At 65.3% G+C, this 20,778-nt stretch carries 12 protein-coding genes; 9 read left to right on the top strand and 3 right to left on the bottom strand.

Going from position 1 to position 20,778, the window contains the following annotated elements:
- Window positions 1-35: 35 nt before the first annotated feature.
- Together Q0938_RS12710 and otsA are read right to left on the bottom strand one after the other, a co-directional pair.
- Window positions 36-977 (bottom strand): ring-cleaving dioxygenase, encoded by a 942-nt coding sequence (locus Q0938_RS12710; RefSeq protein ID WP_299362891.1) that lies wholly within the window; start codon window positions 975-977, stop codon window positions 36-38.
- A 347-nt stretch (window positions 978-1,324) separates the two neighbouring features.
- Window positions 1,325-2,740: an alpha,alpha-trehalose-phosphate synthase (UDP-forming) gene (gene otsA, locus Q0938_RS12705; RefSeq protein ID WP_299362889.1), complete on the bottom strand. Its 1,416-nt coding sequence runs from the start codon at window positions 2,738-2,740 to the stop codon at window positions 1,325-1,327.
- 192 nt (window positions 2,741-2,932) lie between these two features.
- On the opposite strand from otsA, the gene Q0938_RS12700 reads away from it, so the two are divergent.
- From Q0938_RS12700 to Q0938_RS12660, 9 genes are all read left to right on the top strand, one after another.
- Complete coding sequence (locus Q0938_RS12700) at window positions 2,933-3,442, top strand: hypothetical protein (protein ID WP_299362886.1); 510 nt, start codon at window positions 2,933-2,935, stop codon at window positions 3,440-3,442.
- Between the two features lie 503 nt (window positions 3,443-3,945).
- Window positions 3,946-5,910, top strand: a complete 1,965-nt coding sequence (locus Q0938_RS12695; RefSeq protein WP_299362883.1) for an alpha-1,4-glucan--maltose-1-phosphate maltosyltransferase — start codon at window positions 3,946-3,948, stop codon at window positions 5,908-5,910.
- A complete protein-coding gene (treS, locus tag Q0938_RS12690; RefSeq protein ID WP_299362880.1) occupies window positions 5,907-9,203 on the top strand; it encodes a maltose alpha-D-glucosyltransferase in 3,297 nt (1,098 codons plus the stop codon). Before Q0938_RS12695 ends, treS begins: the two co-directional genes overlap by 4 nt.
- A gap of 110 nt (window positions 9,204-9,313) precedes the next feature.
- Window positions 9,314-11,422, top strand: coding sequence for a 1,4-alpha-glucan branching protein GlgB (gene glgB, locus Q0938_RS12685; RefSeq protein ID WP_299363117.1), 2,109 nt, complete (start codon window positions 9,314-9,316; stop codon window positions 11,420-11,422).
- Window positions 11,419-13,524, top strand: a complete 2,106-nt coding sequence (gene glgX / locus Q0938_RS12680; protein WP_299362878.1) for a glycogen debranching protein GlgX — start codon at window positions 11,419-11,421, stop codon at window positions 13,522-13,524. Before glgB ends, glgX begins: the two co-directional genes overlap by 4 nt.
- The gene (gene treZ / locus Q0938_RS12675) at window positions 13,521-15,275 is read left to right on the top strand and encodes a malto-oligosyltrehalose trehalohydrolase (protein ID WP_299362877.1); all 1,755 of its coding nucleotides are present in this window, start codon (window positions 13,521-13,523) and stop codon (window positions 15,273-15,275) included. Before glgX ends, treZ begins: the two co-directional genes overlap by 4 nt.
- The gene (gene malQ / locus Q0938_RS12670; protein ID WP_299362875.1) at window positions 15,275-17,089 is read left to right on the top strand and encodes a 4-alpha-glucanotransferase; all 1,815 of its coding nucleotides are present in this window, start codon (window positions 15,275-15,277) and stop codon (window positions 17,087-17,089) included. The genes treZ and malQ overlap by 1 nt, the downstream gene beginning before the upstream one ends.
- On the top strand, window positions 17,086-19,416 hold the full coding sequence (gene treY, locus Q0938_RS12665) for a malto-oligosyltrehalose synthase (protein WP_299362874.1): 2,331 nt from the start codon (window positions 17,086-17,088) through the stop codon (window positions 19,414-19,416). Before malQ ends, treY begins: the two co-directional genes overlap by 4 nt.
- A gap of 127 nt (window positions 19,417-19,543) precedes the next feature.
- Window positions 19,544-19,756 carry a hypothetical protein gene (locus Q0938_RS12660; protein WP_299362873.1) on the top strand — a complete coding sequence of 71 codons (213 nt, stop codon included), beginning with the start codon at window positions 19,544-19,546 and terminating at the stop codon, window positions 19,754-19,756.
- A gap of 505 nt (window positions 19,757-20,261) precedes the next feature.
- On the opposite strand, the gene Q0938_RS12655 is transcribed toward Q0938_RS12660, so the two are convergent.
- The coding region (locus Q0938_RS12655; protein ID WP_299362872.1) for a transposase at window positions 20,262-20,778 on the bottom strand (517 nt) is incomplete at its 5' end.

Raw genomic sequence — 20,778 nt, 5'->3', positions numbered from 1 at the left:
TCGCCCGGCGCCGTTATCGGAGTGCGTGCCGCCGCTCAGTCGAGCGGCTTCAACCCGGCCTCGATCTCGGCGCGGCGGGGTTCCAGGAAGGGCGGCAGCGACAGCGCCTCGCCCATCGTCTCGAACGGTTCGTCCACGGCAAAGCCCGGGGTATCGCTCGCGATCTCGAACAGGTTGCCGCCAGGCTCGCGGAAATAGAGAGAGCGGAAATAGTAGCGGTCCACCTCACCCGAGGACGGAATTCGGAAGCTCGCCACATGCTCCGTCCAGTCACGGATCGCGTTCGCGTCAGGGACGCGGAAGGCGACATGGTGAACCGCGCCAGCATCCTGGCGCGCAGTGGGCAGCCCGGGCTGGACCGCGACATGCAGCTCTGCCGCGGGCCCGCCCGCGCCCATTTCGAACACATGCACCCGGCCCTCGCCGTCTGGGCTGGCGTAGTCGTGCACCCGCCGCATGTTCATCACCCGGGTCAGCATCGCCTCGGTAGGCGCCAGGTCGGGGACCGAGAGGGTGATCGGTCCGAGGCCACGGATCTGATGCTCGGCCGGAAACGGGCTGCGGTCCCACTGATAACTTTCGCCCGGCTGGTCGGCGGTCAGCCGAAACCGCTGACCTTCATGGTCCTCGAAGTCGATACTCTCGCGGGTGTCGGGCGTCGCAATCTCGCCCCACGGACAGGCCATGGGCACGCAGCCGCGCGGCCAGTAGTCTAGGCTGGGTTCGTCGACCCGCAGCCCGGTGCGGCTGATCGAATGCGTCCCGCGTCGCTCGCGCGCGACCGGCCAGTCGAAGAAGGTCAGGTCGGTGCCGGGACTCCCAGCCCCGTCGGCGAAGAACAGATGATACGCCGATGTATCGTCCTGGTTGACGGTCTTCTTGACGCGCCGCAACCCCAGAACCTCGGTGTAGAAGCGGTTGTTTCCGGGCGCGTCAGCAGTGATCGCCGTCAGGTGGTGAATGCCGATGAGGTCCATTAGCGGTCTCCTTGGAGTACCAGGATAACGACAATGATCGATGTCCAAAATGGGGGGGCGGATCACGAGCCGACTTCTGCCACCCCGTCGCTATCCCGAGATGCTTGCTGCGTCGGCCTACGCTGAGGGGAAAAATCCGCCGCCCGAGGTTATGGAATCGGTGCATCGCCCTGATGACGTCTCCGCTGCCGCCAGTAACCCCGCGCGGTCCGGGGAGACGCAGCCATACTGCCCCGCCAATCGCGCCTGAACGGATCGCTCGCCCTGGCCGTCGGCCGCCTGCAGCATATTGGCCGCCGATCCGACGTTTTCAGGGACAAGTGCATGAAGATGCGGCTCATCACCTGTCAGCTCTCGGCGACGGCGCCGCAGCCGCCCTCCGCAAGTGCGGCCAGAAAGTTGTCTCGCCAGCCCGCGAGATCGTGTTTCTCCAATCCTTCCAGAAGAGCCCTCCAGCGCTCCGTGCGCTCGTCGAGCGACATCTCTAGAGCCTGATGAACCGCCTCGCAGACCTCGACCCTGTCGTACGGATTGACGATCAACGCCGCAGCCATCTGATGCGCAGCTCCCGCGAAGCGGGACAGCACGAGCACGCCTGGGTGGTCCGATGGCTGCGCGGCCACGTATTCCTTCGCCACAAGGTTCATGCCATCGCGGAGCGGCGTCACCAGGCCCACCTTGCTGAGGCTATAGAGGCCGCACAGCCGCGCCTGGGTGTAGGTCTTGCTTACATACCGGACTGGAGTCCAGTCGGACTCGGCCAGTCGCCCGTTGATCTGGCCAACGGCGCCTTCGATCTCGTGCTTGTGGGTCCGATACTGCGGAACGTCCTCGCGGGAGGGCGGGGCAATCTGCAGAAACGTGACCCGACCGCGCGCGTGTGGATGTAGCTCATAAAACGTCTGCATGGCGGCCATGCGCTCGGGAATGCCCTTGCTGTAATCCAGTCGATCGACTCCGAGAACCAAGCGGCAGCCACCGAGGCTCTTGTGGACGCGCGCGGCATACCGCCGCGCTGAGGACGAGGAAGCGAGTTGCCGAAAGGCGGCAGGGTCAACTCCGATCGGGAAGGCGCCTGCCTTTGTGGTTCGCCCATACGCACTGACGGTACCATCCGCGGCGCGGCCATCTCTCAGCTCCTGAACGACGTAGTCCTTGAAGGAGCCAAGATCATCGGGAGCTTGGAAGCCTACGAGGTCATAAGCCAGCAGTGAGCGGACGAGCCGCTTGTGGTTGAACAACGTGACCAGAATCTCGGGCGGGGGAAAAGGCGTGTGGAGGAAGAAGCCGATCCGTTGGCGGCACCCGAGCTGGCGCAACTCCTCGCCAAGAGGAATCAGATGATAGTCTTGCACCCAGATCACGTCGTCCGGCTTCAGGAGCCGCTCCAGCTGTGCCGCAAATCGCTCATTCACGCGGCGGTAGTTTTCGAACGCCACTCTGTCGAAGACGGCAAGGTCCACTCGGTTGTGAAAGAGTGGCCAGAGGGTCTGGTTCGCATAGCCTTCGTAGAAGCCGACGTAGTCAGGCTCGTTCAGATCCACTGTGGCGTAGGTGATACCCTCGTGCTCACGGACCCATGCATCGCCGACATCCCCTTCCGACGTCTCGCCACTCCAACCGAACCACATTCCGCCGGACTGCTGCAATGCCGCGTGCATCGCGGTCGCCAGTCCACCTGCCGCGGGCGCGCTGTCGGGGGACTGGACCCGATTGGAAACCACTACCAGGCGACCCATTCGAGCGACCCCCTTTTTCTTCATCGGGCGAGTTCACTCCGCGACAGGTACAGGCGAACGTCAAGTGTGCCCAATCATGAAGGCACAGCCGAACCATCAGCATTGCGGCAAGATGGTCAGGATGCTCTTACTCGTGCTCGAATCGAGCCGAGGAAGCGGAACAACACCCGAACCCATACAGGCTCGCGCGCGACATATGCGCCATCGGGTTCGGCGATGGATCATGTTGAGGGCGGAGCGGCGTTCGGCATGACCGTCGGCCTGCGTCCGGTCGCCCTTCACGATCAGGCCTGCGCGGTTCTCTTTCAGCGTGCGCAGAGGGTGCCGCGCGGGAATGCATTAACCGAGGTCCACGTCGCTGAACCCCGCGCCCGCCGTTTGATCGCTCCCCGCATAACCGCCCCCAGTTGCCCGGGATCGGCCAATCATGTTTCGCATATCGCGCCGGGCGCCGGGTTCTTCAGCGGCCGGTTAACCGCAGCTCAGGAGGGGGCATGCGCGCGCCCGGAAGGAGAATGGCCGGCGACTCTACGGGCCGCCCGCCAAAGACCCGACTATCACGAACACGAGGGCATCAAGGTCGATCTCTCCGCTGACGGTGAGCCGATCACCGGCATGCGAACATTCGAAGTTGCATTCAGGATCTTCAGACTGCCGACTCAGCTCAGTCAGGATTGCGTCTCGGATTTGCTCTTCCACTCCGTGCTCCCTTTGGCGTGGCGCTGAAAGGCGGCGCCCGTTCCAGAGCTGAGCTGCCCCACGGCCGATCCTTCTTCAACCGCCTGAGCTCATCTCGGTTCCCGCTGATGCGGAACAGCGGCATCGGTGAGCGGCGACAAACGCCCCGGCATCGTCGACCAGCGCCAGCTGCCCGCTTCAAGGCCTAACCGAAACACGACAACTATGTCGGCATTGGGGGCTTGGACGAAGATCGGCCTCAACCCCCGCTATAACGACCCAGCAGCGTTCGACGCGCGGGGCAACCACTTCGTGGCTCGGCGCGCTGCGAATGGTGCTCGACAGCGACCCGCGGCATCACCAAGACCGGCAGCGCGCAGAGGAACGGCCCGACCGCCGATCCGGCCCATCCAGTCCGCACGCGGAACCACAGCCCGCGCAGCGTGTTGGAACGGCAAGCGGGTGGACCGGCGCGAAGGCGCACTGGCTGGCGACCCAGGCTCAGAACCGGGGACCAGGCAAACCGGATCAATCGAAAAGGAAGTTCGCCGATGAAGGCGCCAAGGAGCGGCAGGGATTCCCTTTTGAAACTTCAGGACCTCGCGGAAAGACGGCTCGTCATCGAAGCCATCGATCCTCTGATCGACGGCGGTCGCTTCGCGGCCAAGGCCGTCGCCGGCCGGCCGATGGACGTGTCCGCGGATATCTTCGGCGACGGTCACGATGTGATCGAGGCGGCGATACTCGGCCCGGACGGCGGCCTGCATCCGATGCGCCCCGAACCCAACGATGCCTGGCACGGGTCTATCGCCTTTGACGGCCCGGGCCCCGCCCGATTTGCCATCGTGGCTTGGCGTGACCTCTGGGCAACATGGGCGCGCGACACCGCGAGGAAACGCGCCGCCGGGCAGGAACTTTCCGTGGAATTGCAAGAAGCGCGACTGCTTCTGGATGCAACGAAGGCTCCGCGCGGCGAATCGGGCGCGCTGAATGCGCTGCGTAAGGCCGCGAGGAACGACGCGGTGGCAGATCTTCTGTCGCCGGATGCGGACGCGCTGATGGCGCGCATCGGGCCGCGGGTGAACCAGACCCGGTCCGCCGATATCCCGATCTGGGTGGACCGCGAGCGGGCTGCGTTTTCCGCCTGGTACGAAATGTTCCCCCGCTCCGCCGGGCCGGCGGGTCGCCACGGCACGTTCCGCGACGTGATCGGGCGGCTGGACTATGTCCGGGATCTCGGTTTCGACGTGCTGTACTTTCCGCCCATCCACCCGATCGGCACGACCAATCGCAAGGGCCGGAACAATGCGCTGAAGGCCGAACCGGGCGATGTCGGATCGCCCTACGCCATCGGTACGCCCGAGGGCGGAATGGACGCGGTGCACCCGGAACTAGGAACGCTGGAGGATTTCGATGCGCTGGTGGAGGCGGCCCGCGCCGAAGGAATCGAGATCGCGCTCGATATCGCCCTGAATGCGTCGCCCGACCATCCCTGGCTCAAGGAGCACCCGGACTGGTTCGAGCGACGCCCCGACGGAACAATCAAGTACGCGGAGAACCCACCGAAGAAATACGAGGATATCGTCAACTTCCGATACTATCTCGATGACGCGCCGAACGTGCCCTTCTGGGTGGCGATCCGCGACCTGTTCCTGTTCTGGATCCGGCACGGAGTGAAGATCTTCCGCGTGGACAATCCGCACACCAAGCCTTTCCCGTTCTGGGAGTGGATCATCGGCGAAGTGCGCAAGTCCTGCCCGGACGCGATTTTCCTGTCCGAGGCGTTCACCCGCCCGAAAATCATGAAGCGACTCGCCAAGCTGGGGTTTAACCAGAGCTATACTTACTACACTTGGCGAAACACCAAGCACGAGTTGTCGGAATACCTGATCGAACTCACGACAGAAGAATGCCGCCATTACATGCGGCCGAACTTCTTCACCAACACGCCGGACATCAATCCTTATTTCAACCATTCCTCGGGCCGTCCCGGCTTTCGCACACGAGTGATCCTCGCCGGGTCGCTGTCGGGCAACTGGGGCCTCTATTCCGGTTTCGAGTTTTGCGAGGCGGCCTGGCTCCCGCCGAAGGACGAGTATCTCGATAGCGAGAAGTACGAACTCAAGCACCGCGACCTGAACGCGCCGGGCAATATCAAGGCCGACGTGCGGCTTATCAACCATATACGCCGGGACAATCCCGCGATGCGCGATTTCGGAAACCTGAAGCTGCTCACCGCGCATGACGACCGGGTGCTGTATTACGCGCGCCTCGACCATACGGTACGCAACTATCTGCTTTTCCACGTTCTCATCGACCCGTTCGCCGGCGCTGATTTCTGGTTCGAGCTGCCGTTGCGGGAGCTCGGCCTGCCAGCCGAAGCGTCGGTGGAGGTGGAGGACGTGATTCACGGCAACCGTTTCACCTGGCATGGGCGCGACCACCGGCTGCAACTCGATCCGCATGACCGGCCCTACGCAATCTGGAAACTCTTTCCGCCGGGAGGCGCTGCATGACCTTCGCAGACAAGGATGTCGGGGCCGCTGCCGCCACCGAAACGGTCGCGGACTGGTACAAGGACGCGGTCATCTACCAGTTGCACGTCAAGGCTTTCCAGGATTCCAACGATGACGGCATCGGTGACTTCGCCGGGCTGATGCGCCGCCTCGATCATGTGCAGGAGCTGGGCGCAACCGCCGTTTGGCTGCTGCCCTTCTATCCCTCGCCGTTGCGCGACGACGGCTACGACATCGCCGAATACAAGGCTATCAATCCCGCCTACGGTACGATGGAGGAATTCGAGGGCTTCGTGGACGAAGCCCACCGGCGCGGCCTGAAGGTCATCACCGAACTCGTTATAAACCACACCTCGGACCAGCACGCATGGTTCCAGCGCGCACGCAACGCGCCGAGGGGCAGCCCCGAGCGGGACTGGTATGTCTGGTCCGACGACCCGACGAAATGGATGGACAGGACGCGGGTGATCTTCAACGACACCCTCGATTCCAACTGGACATGGGACCCGGTGGCCGAACAGTTCTACTGGCACCGCTTCTTCGATCACCAGCCGGACCTGAATTTCGACAATCCGGAGGTGCTGGCGGCGATCCTCGACGTGATGCATTTCTGGCTGGAAAAGGGCGTGGATGGGCTGCGGCTCGACGCGATTCCCTATCTGGTCGAACGCGACGGCACCAACAATGAGAACCTTCCCGAGACACATGATGTGCTCAAGGCGATCCGAGCTGATCTCGACCGCCATTTCGAGAACCGGATGCTTCTTGCAGAGGCGAACCAGTGGCCCGAGGACACGCGCCCCTATTTCGGCGAAAGCGACGAATGCCACATGGGCTTCCACTTCCCGCTGATGCCCCGGATGTACATGGCCGTGGCGCAGGAGGACCGCTACCCGATCACCGACATCATTCGCCAGACCCCTGCGATCCCAGACGATTGTCAATGGGGCATCTTCCTGCGCAACCATGACGAGTTGACGCTCGAGATGGTCACCGACCGCGAGCGCGATTACCTGTGGAACTTTTACGCCTCGGACAAGCGGGCGCGGATCAACATGGGTATCCGTCGCAGGCTGGCGCCGCTGCTCCAGAACGACCGGCGAAAGATAGAACTGCTCAATTCGCTGCTGCTGTCGCTGCCCGGCACGCCAATCCTCTATTACGGCGACGAGATCGGGATGGGCGACAATTACTACCTCGGCGACCGCGACGGGGTGCGCACCCCGATGCAGTGGTCGGCGGACCGCAACGCCGGGTTCAGTCGCGCAATTCCCCAGCAGCTGTACCTGCCGACGATCCAGGATCCGATTTACGGGTTTCAGAGTGTCAACGTCGAGGCTCAGCAACAATCTCCGACCTCGCTTTACAATTGGGTGAGGCGTGCGGTCGCGGTGCGCCAGCGCCACGCATTGTTCGGGCGCGGCGCGATCGAGCTTCTTTATCCCCGTAACCGGAAGGTGTTCGCCTATCTGCGGCGCATGGGCGACGAGGCGGTGCTCTGTGTCGCCAACCTGTCGCGCCAGGCGCAGGCCGCGGAGATAAACCTTAGCGAATTCTCCGGCCGGGTGCCGGTGGAACTGAACGGCCAGTCGCCTTTTCCGCCCATCGGTGAACTACCATACTTGCTGACCCTTCCCGGCTACGGATTCTACTGGTTCGATCTGGCGGACGGCACGGACGCGTCGCAATGGCACATGCCGCACGCCCAGACGCTACCCGATTTCCTGACCCTCACCACGCGAGACGGCACGCTGTCTACCGCGCTCGAGGGACCGACCGCACGGCAGTTCGAACGCGAAACCCTTGCCGAATACCTTCCGATGCAGCGCTGGTTCGCGGCAAAAGGCACACGCATCGAAGGCGTTGCGCTGCGCAGACTCTGCGAGCTGTCGGGCGGGCGGCATCTTTTGGCGGTCGCCGATGTCACCCTTCACGACGGCGCAGCGCAGCGGTACTTCCTACCGCTTTCGGCCGAATGGGGCGAGGACGCCCTGACCATTGGTCCGCGCCTTCCCGCGACTCTGTCCAAGCTGCGGCGCGCGAACCAGGTCGGCGCACTCGTTGACGGGGCGGTGGACGAGGATTTCGCCAGCACACTTCTGGCCTTATTGAAAGCCGGGCAGACGGTCCGCGCGGGCGACGGGCGGATTGAACTGCGCCGCAGCGATGCGCTTTCGCTCATGGAAGATCCCGGCGAGCCGCGCCTGCTATCCACGGAACAGTCCAACACCTCCATCGCCTTCGGGGACGCGGTGGTCCTCAAGCTCTACCGCCGTCTGCAACAGGGTGTGCAGCCGGATATCGAGGTCGCCCGCTTCCTGACGGAAGAAACCGATTTCGATGCCAGCCCCGCGCTGCTCGGCACCATCGACTGGATCGACGCAGACGGCATTGTGACCACGCTCGCCGCCGCGTCGGATTTCGTGCGCAACCAGGGCGATGCCTGGACCCATTTGACGCAGGCGCTGGAGCGTGACATGGAAACCCGCGATCTTGCTGCGCCCGGCCAACAGAACGAGCCGATCATGGCCGGCCCGCTCGACCTGGGACCGGTGCTGGGGCGGCGCACAGCCGAGTTGCACCTGGCGCTGGCCAGCGGCGCGGAGGGTTCGATCTTTGGGCGGGAAGATCTGACGGCGGACGATATTGCCGCGCTCGCGGACGATGTCTGCGGGGAATTGTCCGCCGCGCTCGACCGGCTGGCGACCGGCTTGAGCGGACTGGGCGACACCAGCCGCGCATTGGCCGAACAGGCCATCGCCTGCCGCGCCACTCTGATCGAACGCGTCGACAGGGTGCGCGGCATGTCGCCGTCGGGCGGGCGCTGCCGCATCCATGGCGATTACCATCTCGGGCAGATCCTGGTTGCACAGACCGACGTCGTCATCATCGACTTCGAAGGCGAGCCCGGGCGCAGCCCCGCCGAGCGGACGGTGAAAACTTCGCCGCTGCGGGATGTCGCGGGGATGCTGCGCAGCTTCGATTACGCGCTCTGGTCCACGGTGCGACGTCGGATCGACCTCGGCGCCGATCCCGAAGGCACCCTCGCCGGGGTGCGGGCCTGGCGGCGCGCGACACAGGGCGCGTTCCTGGAGGCGTATCGCGAAACGATGGGAAATGACCCGTTGCATCCCGCAGACAGCGACTTCGAGCGCGCATTGCTCGATCTCTTTCTCATTCAGAAGGCGGCCTACGAGATTTCCTATGAAATGGCGATGCGCCCCGGCTGGCTCGACATCCCGCTGCGCGGTCTGCTTTCGCTCGTTGACGACGACATCGGAGAAGCTCGTTGACCCAGTCATCGACACGGGACCCCGCGCAGACGCCGCGTACCGCGCCGGCATGGCCGGATATCGAAGCAGTGCTGCGCGGCCAGCACGAGGACCCGTTTCGCGTGCTCGGCATGCATCAACGCGGTTCGGCCGAACCCATGCTGCTGAACGCCTTTGTCCCCGACGCCGCGGAGATCGACGTGATCGACGGCGGGGGCAAGCTCGTGTGCCGGATGGACAGGATCAGCCCAGAGGGATTTTTTCACGCGGTGTTCGAGCGGCGGCGCAAACGGTTCGCCTACCGCCTGCGCTGCCGCAACGCGGTGGGCCATGAATGGGAGATGATCGACCCCTACAGCTTTGGCCCGGTGCTGGGCGAGATGGACGAATACCTGCTGGGCGAGGGCCGGCACGAAGAACTGTATCGGCGTCTCGGCGCACATCCGGCGACGCACGAGGGGGAGATGGGCACGGCGTTCGCGGTCTGGGCGCCCAACGCCCGCCGGGTGTCCGTGGTGGGCAATTTCAACGCATGGGACGGGCGCCGCCACGCGATGCGAAGGCGCGGTGCGTCGGGTGTGTGGGAGATTTTCCTGCCGGGCATCGGGCCGGGCGAAATCTACAAGTACGAGATCCTGGGCGCCTATGGCCACCTGCAACCGCTCAAAGCCGATCCGGTCGGATTCGCGGCGCAGGTGCCGCCCGAGAGCGCCAGCATCGTGCACGGCATGGTGCAGCACGAATGGACCGACGACGGCTGGATGCGGTCGCGAGCCGCCGACCAGCGCGCCGAGGCGGTGTCGATATACGAGGTGCATCTCGGATCTTGGCGGCGTACGCTTGAGGGTGAGATGCTAGACTACCCCAGCCTCGCCGACCAGCTTGCCGACTACGTGACAGAGATGGGTTTCACCCACGTGGAGTTCCTGCCGGTCAGCGAGCATCCATTCTCCGGATCGTGGGGGTATCAGCCGATCGGCATGTTCGCGCCCACATCGAGGTTCGGAAGCCCGGAAGATTTTGCGCGCATGATTGAGCGTCTGCACGGCGCCGGGATCGGCGTGATCGTCGATTGGGTGCCGGCGCATTTTCCGACTGATGCGCACGGGTTGGGGGTGTTCGACGGCACAGCGCTGTACGAACATGCCGATCCCAGGCAGGGCTTTCACAATGATTGGAACACGCTGATCTACAACTTCGGCCGCCGCGAGGTCGCCAATTTCCTGCGCGCTTCGGCTACCTACTGGCTGAAGGAGTTGCATGTTGACGCGCTGCGCGTGGATGCGGTCGCGTCGATGCTTTATCTCGATTACTCCCGCGCCGACGGCGAGTGGATTCCCAACTGTTACGGCGGGCGCGAGAATCTCGATGCGATCGACTTTCTGAAGGGGGTGAACGAAACCGTCCACGAATACGCCCCCCGCAGCCTGTCAATCGCCGAGGAAAGCACCGCCTGGCCGGGCGTCAGCCGTCCTGTTTCGGAAGGCGGGCTCGGATTCGACTTCAAGTGGAACATGGGCTGGATGCACGACACGCTCCGCTACATGAGCCACGATCCGATCCACCGCAAATACAATCACGGCGAAATGACGTTCGGCATCGAATACGCATTTTCCGAGAATTTCGTGCTGCCAATCAGCCATGACGAGGTGGTGCACGGCAAGGGTTCGATGCTGACCAAGATGCCCGGCGACCGGTGGCACCAATTTGCAAACCTCAGGGCGTATTACGGGTTCATGTGGGGCCATCCCGGCAAGAAGCTGTTGTTTATGGGCTGCGAATTCGCTCAGGAACGCGAATGGAACCACGACCAGTCGCTCGACTGGCACCTGCTGGATGATCCCGCCCACCGCGGTGTGCAGGCGCTCGTGCGTGATCTCAACGCGCTCTATCGGCGGGAACCGGGCCTGCACCGGCGCGATTGCGAGCGGGAGGGCTTTCGCTGGATCGAGGGCGGCGACACCGAAAACAACGTGTTTTCGTTCCTGCGCTCCGGGCGTGAAGACGACCGTCCGGTCGTGGTGGTGAGCAACATGGCTCCGGTGGCGCGCGAAGGCTACCGCATCGGGCTTCCGCGGGGCGGCAACTGGCGGATCGCGCTGAATTCCGACGCGGCCGAATACGGCGGCACAGACGCGCCGGGCCGGATCGAGGTTGCAGACGCCGGGATGCACGGCCTGCCGGCCTCCGCCTCCGTGGACCTGCCGCCGCTCGCAACACTGTTTCTCGTGCCCGAATGAGCGCCATAGAGACGCCGCCGCTTCTGAATCGCCGCGTCCAGTCCGGGTCGGACGTGCCGCTCGGCGCGTGCTGGAACGGCACGGGAAGCAATTTCGCGCTGTTCTCCGCGCACGCGAGCAAGGTCGAACTGTGCCTGTTCGACCGGCGTGGCCGGCGCGAGATCGAACGCATCGAACTGCCCGAATACACCCATCAGGTGTTCCACGGTTACCTGCCCGACGTGCGGCCCGGCCAGCTTTACGGCTACCGGGTGCATGGCCCCTATGCGCCCGAGGCGGGCCACAGGTTCAACCCCAACAAGCTGCTCCTCGATCCCTACGCGCTGCAACACCACGGCAACCTGCGCTGGCACGACTCGCTGTTCGGCTATCGGATGGGCCACCAGAAGGAAGACCTGTCCTTCGACCGGCGCGACAGCGCCTTCGTGATGCCTAAATGCGTGGTGGTGGACCCCGCGCATACCTGGGGGGGCGACGTGTCACCAGACATTCCCTTCGGCCGCGTCATCGCCTACGAGGCGCACGTCGGCGGAATGACAATGGGCCACGAGGGCATCGACGCGCCGTTGCGCGGCACCTTCGAGGGCCTGGCCGATCCGCGCGTCATCGACCATCTCGTGAAGCTCGGCGTCACCTCGCTCGAATTGCTGCCTATTCAGGCGTTCTACGACGAGGGCCATCTCGCGAACCAGGGGCTGGTGAACTGGTGGGGCTATTCCACGCTGGGCTTCTTTGCGCCCGCGCCGCGATACCTCACGCGCGGCGGCAACCTGCACGAGTTCAAGCTGCTGGTCCGCCGCCTGCACGAGGCCGGGATCGAGGTGATCCTCGACGTGGTCTACAACCACACCGCCGAAGGCAACCACCTTGGCCCGACATTGTCCTTCCGCGGCATCGACAATGCCAGCTACTACACGCTGGCGGACGATCCGCGGTTCTATTTCGACACCACCGGGACCGGAAATTCGCTGAAGTTGCGGCAAAGCCGGGTGTTGCAGATGGTGATGGATTCTCTGCGCTACTGGGTCAAGGAATGCCATGTGGATGGATTCCGGTTTGATCTGGCGACGACGCTGGGGCGCGTCGGCGACCAGTATTCCGAGGACGCGATCTTCCTCGAGGCGGTGCGCCAAGACCCGTTACTTGCCAATGTCAAACTGATCGCCGAGCCTTGGGACACCGGGCCGAACGGCTACCAGCTCGGAAACTTTCCGCCGGGCTGGGCCGAATGGAACGACAAGTACCGCGACACGGCGCGGTCCTACTGGAAGGGCGATCCGGGCCAGCTCGGCCACGTCGCGGGCCGCATCCTGGGATCGGCAAATATCTTTGCCCATTCCGGGCGGCGCCCGTGGTCCAGCGTCAATTTCATCACGGCCCATGACGGGTTCACGCTGATGGATCTCGTGTCCTACAACGACAAGCACAACGAGGAGAACGGCGAGGACAACCGCGACGGCCATTCCCACAATCTCAGTTGGAACCACGGCGTCGAGGGCGAGACCGACGATGGCGGCATCATCGAACTGCGCGACCGGCAAAGGCGGAACCTGATCGCCACGCTGATGCTTAGCCAAGGCACGCCGATGCTGCTGATGGGCGACGAACGCGGACGCAGCCAAGGCGGCAACAACAATTCCTATTGTCAGCCGGGCCCGATGAACTGGTTCGACTGGCAGACAGACGACCGGCAGCTTGCCTTCGAGCGCTTCGTGCGCGGGCTTATTGGCGTGCGCAAGGCGCACGGGCTGTTCCTGGCCAACCGTTACCTGCATGCCGGGCCGGACGCCCGCTACAACCGCTTTGCGCGCTGGCTGCGCCCCGAGGGCGGGCGGATGGAACCGCAGGATTGGGAGAACGGGGAGAACCGCGCGACCGGGCTCTTGATGCACGAGAACGGAACCTTCCTTTTGATGCTGCTGAACGCCAGCGACATCGATTTGGATTTCGTGCTGCCGGGAGATGCGGGGCGCGTCTGGGCGCGGCTCGTGGATACCGCCGAGGGGCTGGCCGATCCGGCGGGACGCAGGCGGCTCTCCGCGGAAACCTTCGCCCTGCGCGCCCGCACCCTGCACCTGCTGCGAACCGGAGGACCGCGATGACCGCAGACAGATACACGTGGGGCGCGGTGCCGCGCGCGGGAACCGACCAATGGTCGCTGCGGCTCTGGGCGCCGGATGCCGATGCGGTGGCGGTGAGCATCGGCGGTGCGGATCATCCGATGCGCGCGGCAGAGGGCAGCGCCCACACCGGCGATCCGGGCTGGTTCACGCTTGACGTGGCCGCGCCGTCCGGCACCGCTTACGCGTTCGTCATGCCGGACGGGCTGGCTGTGCCCGATCCCGCTGCGCGCCGGCAGGAAAATGGGGTGCATGGCCCGTCGCTGCTGACCCCGCCGCGCATGTGCCGCGGTTGGTGCGACCGCCCTTGGGAGGAGGCGGTGATCTACGAGCTTCACGTCGGAACCTTCACCGAAGCCGGGACCTTCCGTGCGGCGGCTGCCGAATTCAGCCGGCTGGCAGCGCTCGGCTTCACGGCGATCGAGATCATGCCCGTGGCGCAATTCGCCGGGGACCGAGGCTGGGGCTATGACGGGGTTCTGCCCTACGCACCGCACCCCGCCTACGGCACGCCGGACGATCTCGCGGCAATGGTCGAAACGGCGCATGACCACGGGCTTATCGTGCTGCTCGATGTGGTCTACAACCACTTCGGGCCGGACGGGAACTACCTGCACGCATATGCCGAACGGTTCTTTGACGCGGCTCGGCAGACACCTTGGGGGGCCGGGATCGACTATACCCGTCGCCCGGTGCGGCGGTTCTTCATAGAAAATGCACTATACTGGCTCGGCGAGTTCGGGTTCGACGGGCTGCGGCTCGACGCCATTGACCAGATCGTTGATCCGTCCGAGCCGGAATTGCTTGTCGAGATGGCAGGGGAACTGCGCGCCCGCCTCCCAGGCTGCCCGGTCCATCTGACAACCGAAGACAACCGGAACGTTACCCACCTGCACGAGCGTCGGGACGGCGTCGTGGTGGGGTACACCGCAGAATGGAACGACGATTTTCACAACGCGGCGCACGTACTCGCCACGGGCGAGACCGAAGGGTATTATGCGGCATTCGCTTCCGACCCGCTCGGCCAGTTCGGCCGGGCACTGGCCGAGGGCTTCGCCTTCCAGGGCGAGGACGGGCGCGGAGAGCCCTCCGCCCATCTGCCGCCGGTCGCCTTCGTCGATTTCCTGCAAAACCACGACCAGACCGGCAACCGCGCGCGCGGCGAACGGCTGATTTCGCTCACCGACGCGGACACGCTGGAGGCGCTTGGCGCCATTCACCTGCTGTCGCCGCATATCCCCTTGATGTTCATGGGCGAGGAATACGGCGAGACCCGCCCCTTCCTGTTCTTCGCGGGGTTCGAGGGCGACCTCGCGGCGGCCGTGCGCGAGGGTCGGCGGCGCGAATTCGCGGGGTTCACCGGGTTCGAGGGGACAGGGGTGGACGTGCCGGACCCGATCGACAGGCAGGTCATGGAGGCCTCCCGGCTCGATCCGTCGCGCCGCGACAGCCCGGCAGGACAGGGCGTGCAGGACCGGGTGCGGCGCCTGCTCGATCTTCGCCGCACCCGGATCGTTCCGCATCTGCGGCGCGCGGGCGGATATACAGGGACGGTTCTGAAAGCCGCGGACGGCGTTCTGGCGGTGGATTGGCGGCTTGGCGATGCGCTGTTGCAGCTGCGCGCGGCGTTCCCGGGTGCGCCGCGCGACATGCTGCCCGCGGCGGGTGTCGAATTGCACCGGACCGCCCCCGGCGCCGCCGCGACCGCCGTGCATTTTCTGAAGGAGGCGTGATGTCCACGGCACTGGATCGGCTGGCGCGGCACCACGGGCTGACGCTGTCCTACACCGATTACTTCACCGGCGATACGCGGCCGGTGCCGGATACGACCAAGCGGCTGATCCTCCAAAGCCTCGGGGTCGATCTCGAAGGCAAGCTTGGCGGCGATCCGCCGCCGCGACGGATGGAGGTGCCGGCGCATGCAAGATGCTGGCTGCCCGAGACCCTTCTGGAGACGCCGGGATGGGGTCTGTTCTGCCAGCTTTATGAACTGCGTTCGGCGCGGAACTGGGGAATCGGTGATTTCGCGGACCTCGCCGAGCTCGCCCGAATCGCCGGCGCGCAGGGCGCGGATTTCCTCGGGATCAACCCGGTTCACGCGCTGTTCCTGGCCGACCCCGACAGGCGCAGCCCGTTCTCGCCCTCGAACCGCCGATTCCTCAACCCGCTCTACATCGCGCCGGATCTCGTCGGGGCAGAACTGCCTGCGAGCATGGACAGTCTGCATGCGGGCGAGTTGGTGGATTATCCCGCAGTGGCGGCGGCAAAGCTCCCCGCCTTGCGCGCGGTCTTCGACCGCGATCCACAAGACGAAGCAGTGGACGCGTTCGACCGGCGGTGCGGCACGGCTCTGCGCCTCCACGCGTTGTTCGAGGCGCTTTCCGCCCGCATGGTTGCGCGCGGGCTCGGCGCAGGCTGGCGCGACTGGCCCAAGGAATTGCGCGACCCAGAAGCGGCCGCTGCCAGCGACCTCGCGCGCGAGATCGCGCCGGACATCCGGTTTCACATGTGGTTGCAGATGATCGCGCGCCGGCAACTCGACGCCGCGGCGCAGGCGGCCCGCGACGCCGGCATGAGGATCGGACTGTACCTCGACCTCGCCGTGGGCGAGGCTCCGGACGGGTCGGCCATCTGGTCGGGCGCGGCGGCCACCCTGTCGGGCCTCACCGTGGGCGCACCGCCCGACATGTACGCGGAGCAAGGCCAGGACTGGGGGCTTGCGGCGCCGTCGCCCACGGCGCTAAAGGACACCGATTTCGCTTCGTTCCGCGAAATGACCGCGGCACAGTTGCGCGGCGCCGGGGCCCTGCGCATCGACCACGCGATGGCGCTGTGGCAACTCTACCTTGTGCCGGAGGGCGCAACGCCCGCCGAGGGCGCGCACCTGCGCTATCCCTTTGCCGACTTCCTGAGCCGTCTCGCCGGCTTGTCACGCGAATACCGCGCCATCATCATCGGAGAGGACTTGGGATTCGTGCCGCGGGGTTTCCAGCGGGCCATGGCCGAGGCCAACATCCTGTCCTATCGCATCCTTATCTTCGAACAGACCGCGCGCGGCTTCCGATCCCCGGCGCGTTACCCGCGAAAGGCGCTGGCGTGCCTGTCCACCCACGATCTGCCGGTTTTTGCCTCTTGGTGGAAGGGAGAGGACGTGGCGCGGCGGCGGGCATTCGGGCAACTGGACGCCGGGAATTCCGACTGCGACGCGCTTCGGCGTGGCGAGGAGCGCGCCGCGATGCTGCGCGCGTTCCGGCGGGCGGGAACGCTTGAGGCGCCGGTTCCGGCGGATGCGCCGGAGCTGCCGCCGCAGGTGCTGGACGCCGCGCATCTCTTTCTCGCGCGCAGTCCCGCCTGCCTGGTCGGTGTACGGCTCGCCGATCTGACCGGACCGGAGGTGCCGACGAACGTGCCCGGCACATCGGACGAATACCCGAACTGGCGGCCGAAAAGCCCGGTTCCCGTCGAAGACATCGCGGTCCATCCGGTTTTCGCCGCCACGGCGGCACTGATGCGGCGCGAACGCCCCCGCGCAAAGAACGGCTCATGAATTTGCCGACCGCCTGCTACCGCCTGCAATTTCGCGCGGGCATGGATTTCGACCGCGCGGCGCGGCTGGCGCCCTACCTCGCGCGGCTCGGGGTGAGCCATGTCTATGCCTCGCCTTTGTTCGCCGCCCAGCCCGGCTCCTCGCATGGCTACGACGTCATCGACCCCAACGTGGTCGAGCCGGAACTTGGCGGGCGCGAGGGGCTGGAACGGCTGTCGCGCACGTTGCGGGCAGAAGGGCTCGGCCTGATCCTCGACATCGTTCCGAACCACGTGGCGTTCTCGGTCGCGACGCCTTGGCTGCGCGACGTGTTGCGCAACGGCGCGGCCAGCCGCTATGCCCGGCATTTGGACCTCGACCCTTCGGCGGGGCGAATCCGCCTGCCTTGGCTGCCCGCCCCATTCGAGACGGTGCTGTCGCAAGGCGGTTTCGCCGTGGAGGATGATGCGGACGGCCCGGTACTAGCAGCGGGCGGGCTGCGTGTGCCGCTTGCCCGCACGCCCGCGCTCAAGGCGGCGCGCGGCGGTGGCCGGGACGCGCTGCGTGCGCTGCATGGCGAACAGCCCTGGCGGCTGGTTCACTGGCGCACCGAAAGCGACATTCTCAGCCATCGGCGGTTCTTCAATATCGCCAGCCTGATCGGCGTCCGGGTGGAGGACGACGCGGTGTTCGAGGACAGCCACCGGTTGCTGTTCGATCTTGTCGGGGCGGGCATCGTCAACGGCATCAGGATCGACCATGTCGACGGGCTGGCCAATCCGGAAGCCTATCTGCGCAGGCTGCGGGACCGGGTCGGTGATACGCCGATCTGGGTCGAGAAGATCCTGTCAGGGTCCGAAACACTGCCGCCCGACTGGCCCGTGCAGGGGACCACCGGCTACGTCGCGGCACGGTCCTTCGCGCGGCTGCTGACGGACGCGGACGGGCTAGCCCGCGTCGACGGCGCCTACCGCACGGCGACCGGACGCACGGACCCGCCGGAGGAGGTGATCCGGCGGGCGCGGATCCAGATCATGACTCATGACCTCGCAGCCGAGCTCTGGACACTGCACGCGCTGCTGTCGGACATCGCGGCGCGCGATCGGTTTGGCGTGGAATTCGGACCGGAGACGCTGCGCGTCGCGCTGCTTGAGTTCATTGCCGCCTTCCCACGCTACCGCAGCTACACCGAAGCGGACCATGTGTCCGGACCGGATGCCGACCTGATCCGGCGCACGGCCGATCGTGCGGCGAGGGTGCTGCCCGATCCCGGTGCCCTGCCATTCCTTGCCGAGGTGCTGACTAGGCCCGACCCGGAGACCGCACGCCTGCGCGAACGGATGCAGCAGGTGACCGGCGCAGCAGTGGCGAAAAGCCAGGAGGATACCGCGTTCTTCCGCGAGGTGCGGCTGCTCTCCGCCAACGAGGTGGGCAGCGAACCGGGTGAAGATGCACTCGGGATCGAGGGGTTCCACCGGGCTATGGAACACCGCGCCGCGCGAATGCCGCACGGGCTGACCCTGACCTCCTCGCATGACACCAAGCGGTCCGAGGACGCGCGGATGCGCATCGCTGCCATCACCTGCCGGCCATCCTCTTTCGAAGCGTGGTTCCGGATCTGCCAAGGGTTCGCCCCGGATCGGCTCGACAGGAACCTCGTGTGGTATGTCGCGCAGAGTTTTCTCGCAATCGACGCCTCCGACGGGAATTTCGCCGACCGGCTGGTGGAACACGTCATCAAGGCGCTGCGCGAGGCCAAGACGGAAACCTACTGGACCGCGCCGGATACGGAACTGGAGGGCACAGCCACAGCCTATGTGCGCAGGCTGGCGGTGCAATTCCCCACGCCTCCGCCGGAACTGGATGGGATTTTCGCCGCCGCGGATCGGCTTTCGGTGATCCAGACCGCGCTGAAGCTGACCGCGCCGGGCATTCCCGACATCTACCAAGGCTGCGAAATCGCCAGTTATGCGCTGACTGATCCGGACAACCGCAGGCCGGTGGATTTCGACATGCTGGACCGGGCGCTGAACGATCCGGCCGCTTTGGCGCGCCCGCTCGACCTGACCAAGCTGCGGCTCACACGGCGGCTTCTCCAGCTGCGGAAAGAGCATGCCGCGCTGTTCAGGAATGGCGATTATATTCCGGTAGAGGCGCCGCCTAGAATCTGCGCATTCGACCGAAGGCACGGCGCGGACCGGCTGCGGGTGGCGCTGGCGATCAGCGGCGACATGTCGGCACCGCCGCCATCCGGCGGCGGAACATGGGAGCCGGTCTGGCCGGACCTAGGGGCGCCGGAGCGCTGGCCCTCGAGGGAGCCTGTATGGATCGGAATGGCCGTCGGCTGAGCCGGGCTTTGGGCCGTCCCTGGCGCTCGACCGCGTACGCCTGCACCAGTCGCGGTTTCGCGGCTGCGCGGCAGGCGCGCCGCCGTGGTCCGCGCGCGCGAGCAGCTTGTGAAGCAACGCACTTGCGGTGAACGCGCTTCGACCGCCTCTCTACCCGCTCAAGGGGCTGGCGCTGTACGCAGAACGCTTCGGCGATCAGTATCGTCGGATCGAGGCCGTTACGAATATCGGCGACAAGTTCCGTGTTTTGGACCTGAAGGAGGCCGCGACGCGCACTTCATTCTCTACCGCGATTAAGGCGCTGTATGAAAGCGCGGATGCATTCGATTACTTGCCCTAAACATCAGTGAGTTCGGCGCCAGTTCGCTGCGGCATGGCCGATTGCCCGCCCCGAATAACCGTCGCAGACAAAGAACAAATTCGGCCGTAGCCGGATCGGGAGAACACTCTCGCGAGGGCAAGTGGCGGAGCACACGGGATTCGGACCGCTGATGTCGCGGGGCTGCTAGCTGATGGACGCAGGTTCAAACATCAGGACCGCCCTTGGCACCCGGCGCACCCCGCTCGGGGCAGTTCTTTGTTTTACGCCAGTTGATTGCTCGTGGGGTCCGTGCGGCCGAGGAGCGCCTACTGTTGTCCGTTCAACCACCCGCGTCTGCGCCCGTAAAACAATAGCCAGAAATCATGCCCATCGCCGAGCACTTCCGCACGCGGGTCGCTTAGCTCTTCAATGGTCAGCCCAAGACAGGTTTGCCGTCACATTCCCGATTTCGCTCGATGCTGTCCGATGGAGTGGTGTAGCTGGCGCTGATCGTCACCTTGATGTTCGGCGCGGGCCTGCTTGATCAGGATGCCACTGCGGGCAGGCTGATGACGGGATCATCGCCCATCGGCGCGATGGTTTCCAGCGTCATGTAGCGGGCGCGCTGAACGGCCCATTCATCGTTTTGTTCGAGGAGCAAAGCCCCGACGAGGCGGACGATGGCGTCGTCATTCGGGAATATTCCGACGACGTCGGTGCGGCGCTTGATCTCGCCGTTCAGCCTTTCGATAGGGTTGGTCGAGTGCAGCTTGGCCCGGTGTTCCTTGGGGAAGGACATGTAAGCCAGCACGTCGTGCTCGGCGTCATCCATGATGGTGGCGAGCTTGGGCACCTTCGGCCGGATCTGGTCGGCCACGGCGCGCCACTGCGTGCTGGCGGCTTCGGCCGTGTCCTGTGCGAAGGCGGTGGCGATGAAGGCGGACACCACGCGCCGCCCGCTCTTCCCGGCATGGGCGAGGGCGTTGCGCTGGAAGTGGACGCGGCATCTCTGCCAAGTGGTGCTGAGAACCTTCGAGATAGCGGCCTTGATGCCCTCGTGG

This window comes from uncultured Paracoccus sp. (assembly GCF_947496875.1).
Taxonomy (GTDB): Bacteria; Pseudomonadota; Alphaproteobacteria; order Rhodobacterales; family Rhodobacteraceae; genus Paracoccus.
This window is presented reverse-complemented; position numbering and strand designations above follow the sequence as displayed.

What these genes read in the sequence shown, in the direction of transcription:
- Q0938_RS12710 (WP_299362891.1), bottom strand. Translation starts at nt 977, where the DNA reads ATGGACCTCATCGGCATTCACCACCTGACGGCGATCACTGCTGACGCG.
- otsA (WP_299362889.1), bottom strand. Translation starts at nt 2,740, where the DNA reads ATGAAGAAAAAGGGGGTCGCTCGAATGGGTCGCCTGGTAGTGGTTTCC.
- Q0938_RS12700 (WP_299362886.1), top strand. Translation starts at nt 2,933, where the DNA reads ATGGATCATGTTGAGGGCGGAGCGGCGTTCGGCATGACCGTCGGCCTG.
- Q0938_RS12695 (WP_299362883.1), top strand. Translation starts at nt 3,946, where the DNA reads ATGAAGGCGCCAAGGAGCGGCAGGGATTCCCTTTTGAAACTTCAGGAC.
- treS (WP_299362880.1), top strand. Translation starts at nt 5,907, where the DNA reads ATGACCTTCGCAGACAAGGATGTCGGGGCCGCTGCCGCCACCGAAACG.
- glgB (WP_299363117.1), top strand. Translation starts at nt 9,314, where the DNA reads ATGCATCAACGCGGTTCGGCCGAACCCATGCTGCTGAACGCCTTTGTC.
- glgX (WP_299362878.1), top strand. Translation starts at nt 11,419, where the DNA reads ATGAGCGCCATAGAGACGCCGCCGCTTCTGAATCGCCGCGTCCAGTCC.
- treZ (WP_299362877.1), top strand. Translation starts at nt 13,521, where the DNA reads ATGACCGCAGACAGATACACGTGGGGCGCGGTGCCGCGCGCGGGAACC.
- malQ (WP_299362875.1), top strand. Translation starts at nt 15,275, where the DNA reads ATGTCCACGGCACTGGATCGGCTGGCGCGGCACCACGGGCTGACGCTG.
- treY (WP_299362874.1), top strand. Translation starts at nt 17,086, where the DNA reads ATGAATTTGCCGACCGCCTGCTACCGCCTGCAATTTCGCGCGGGCATG.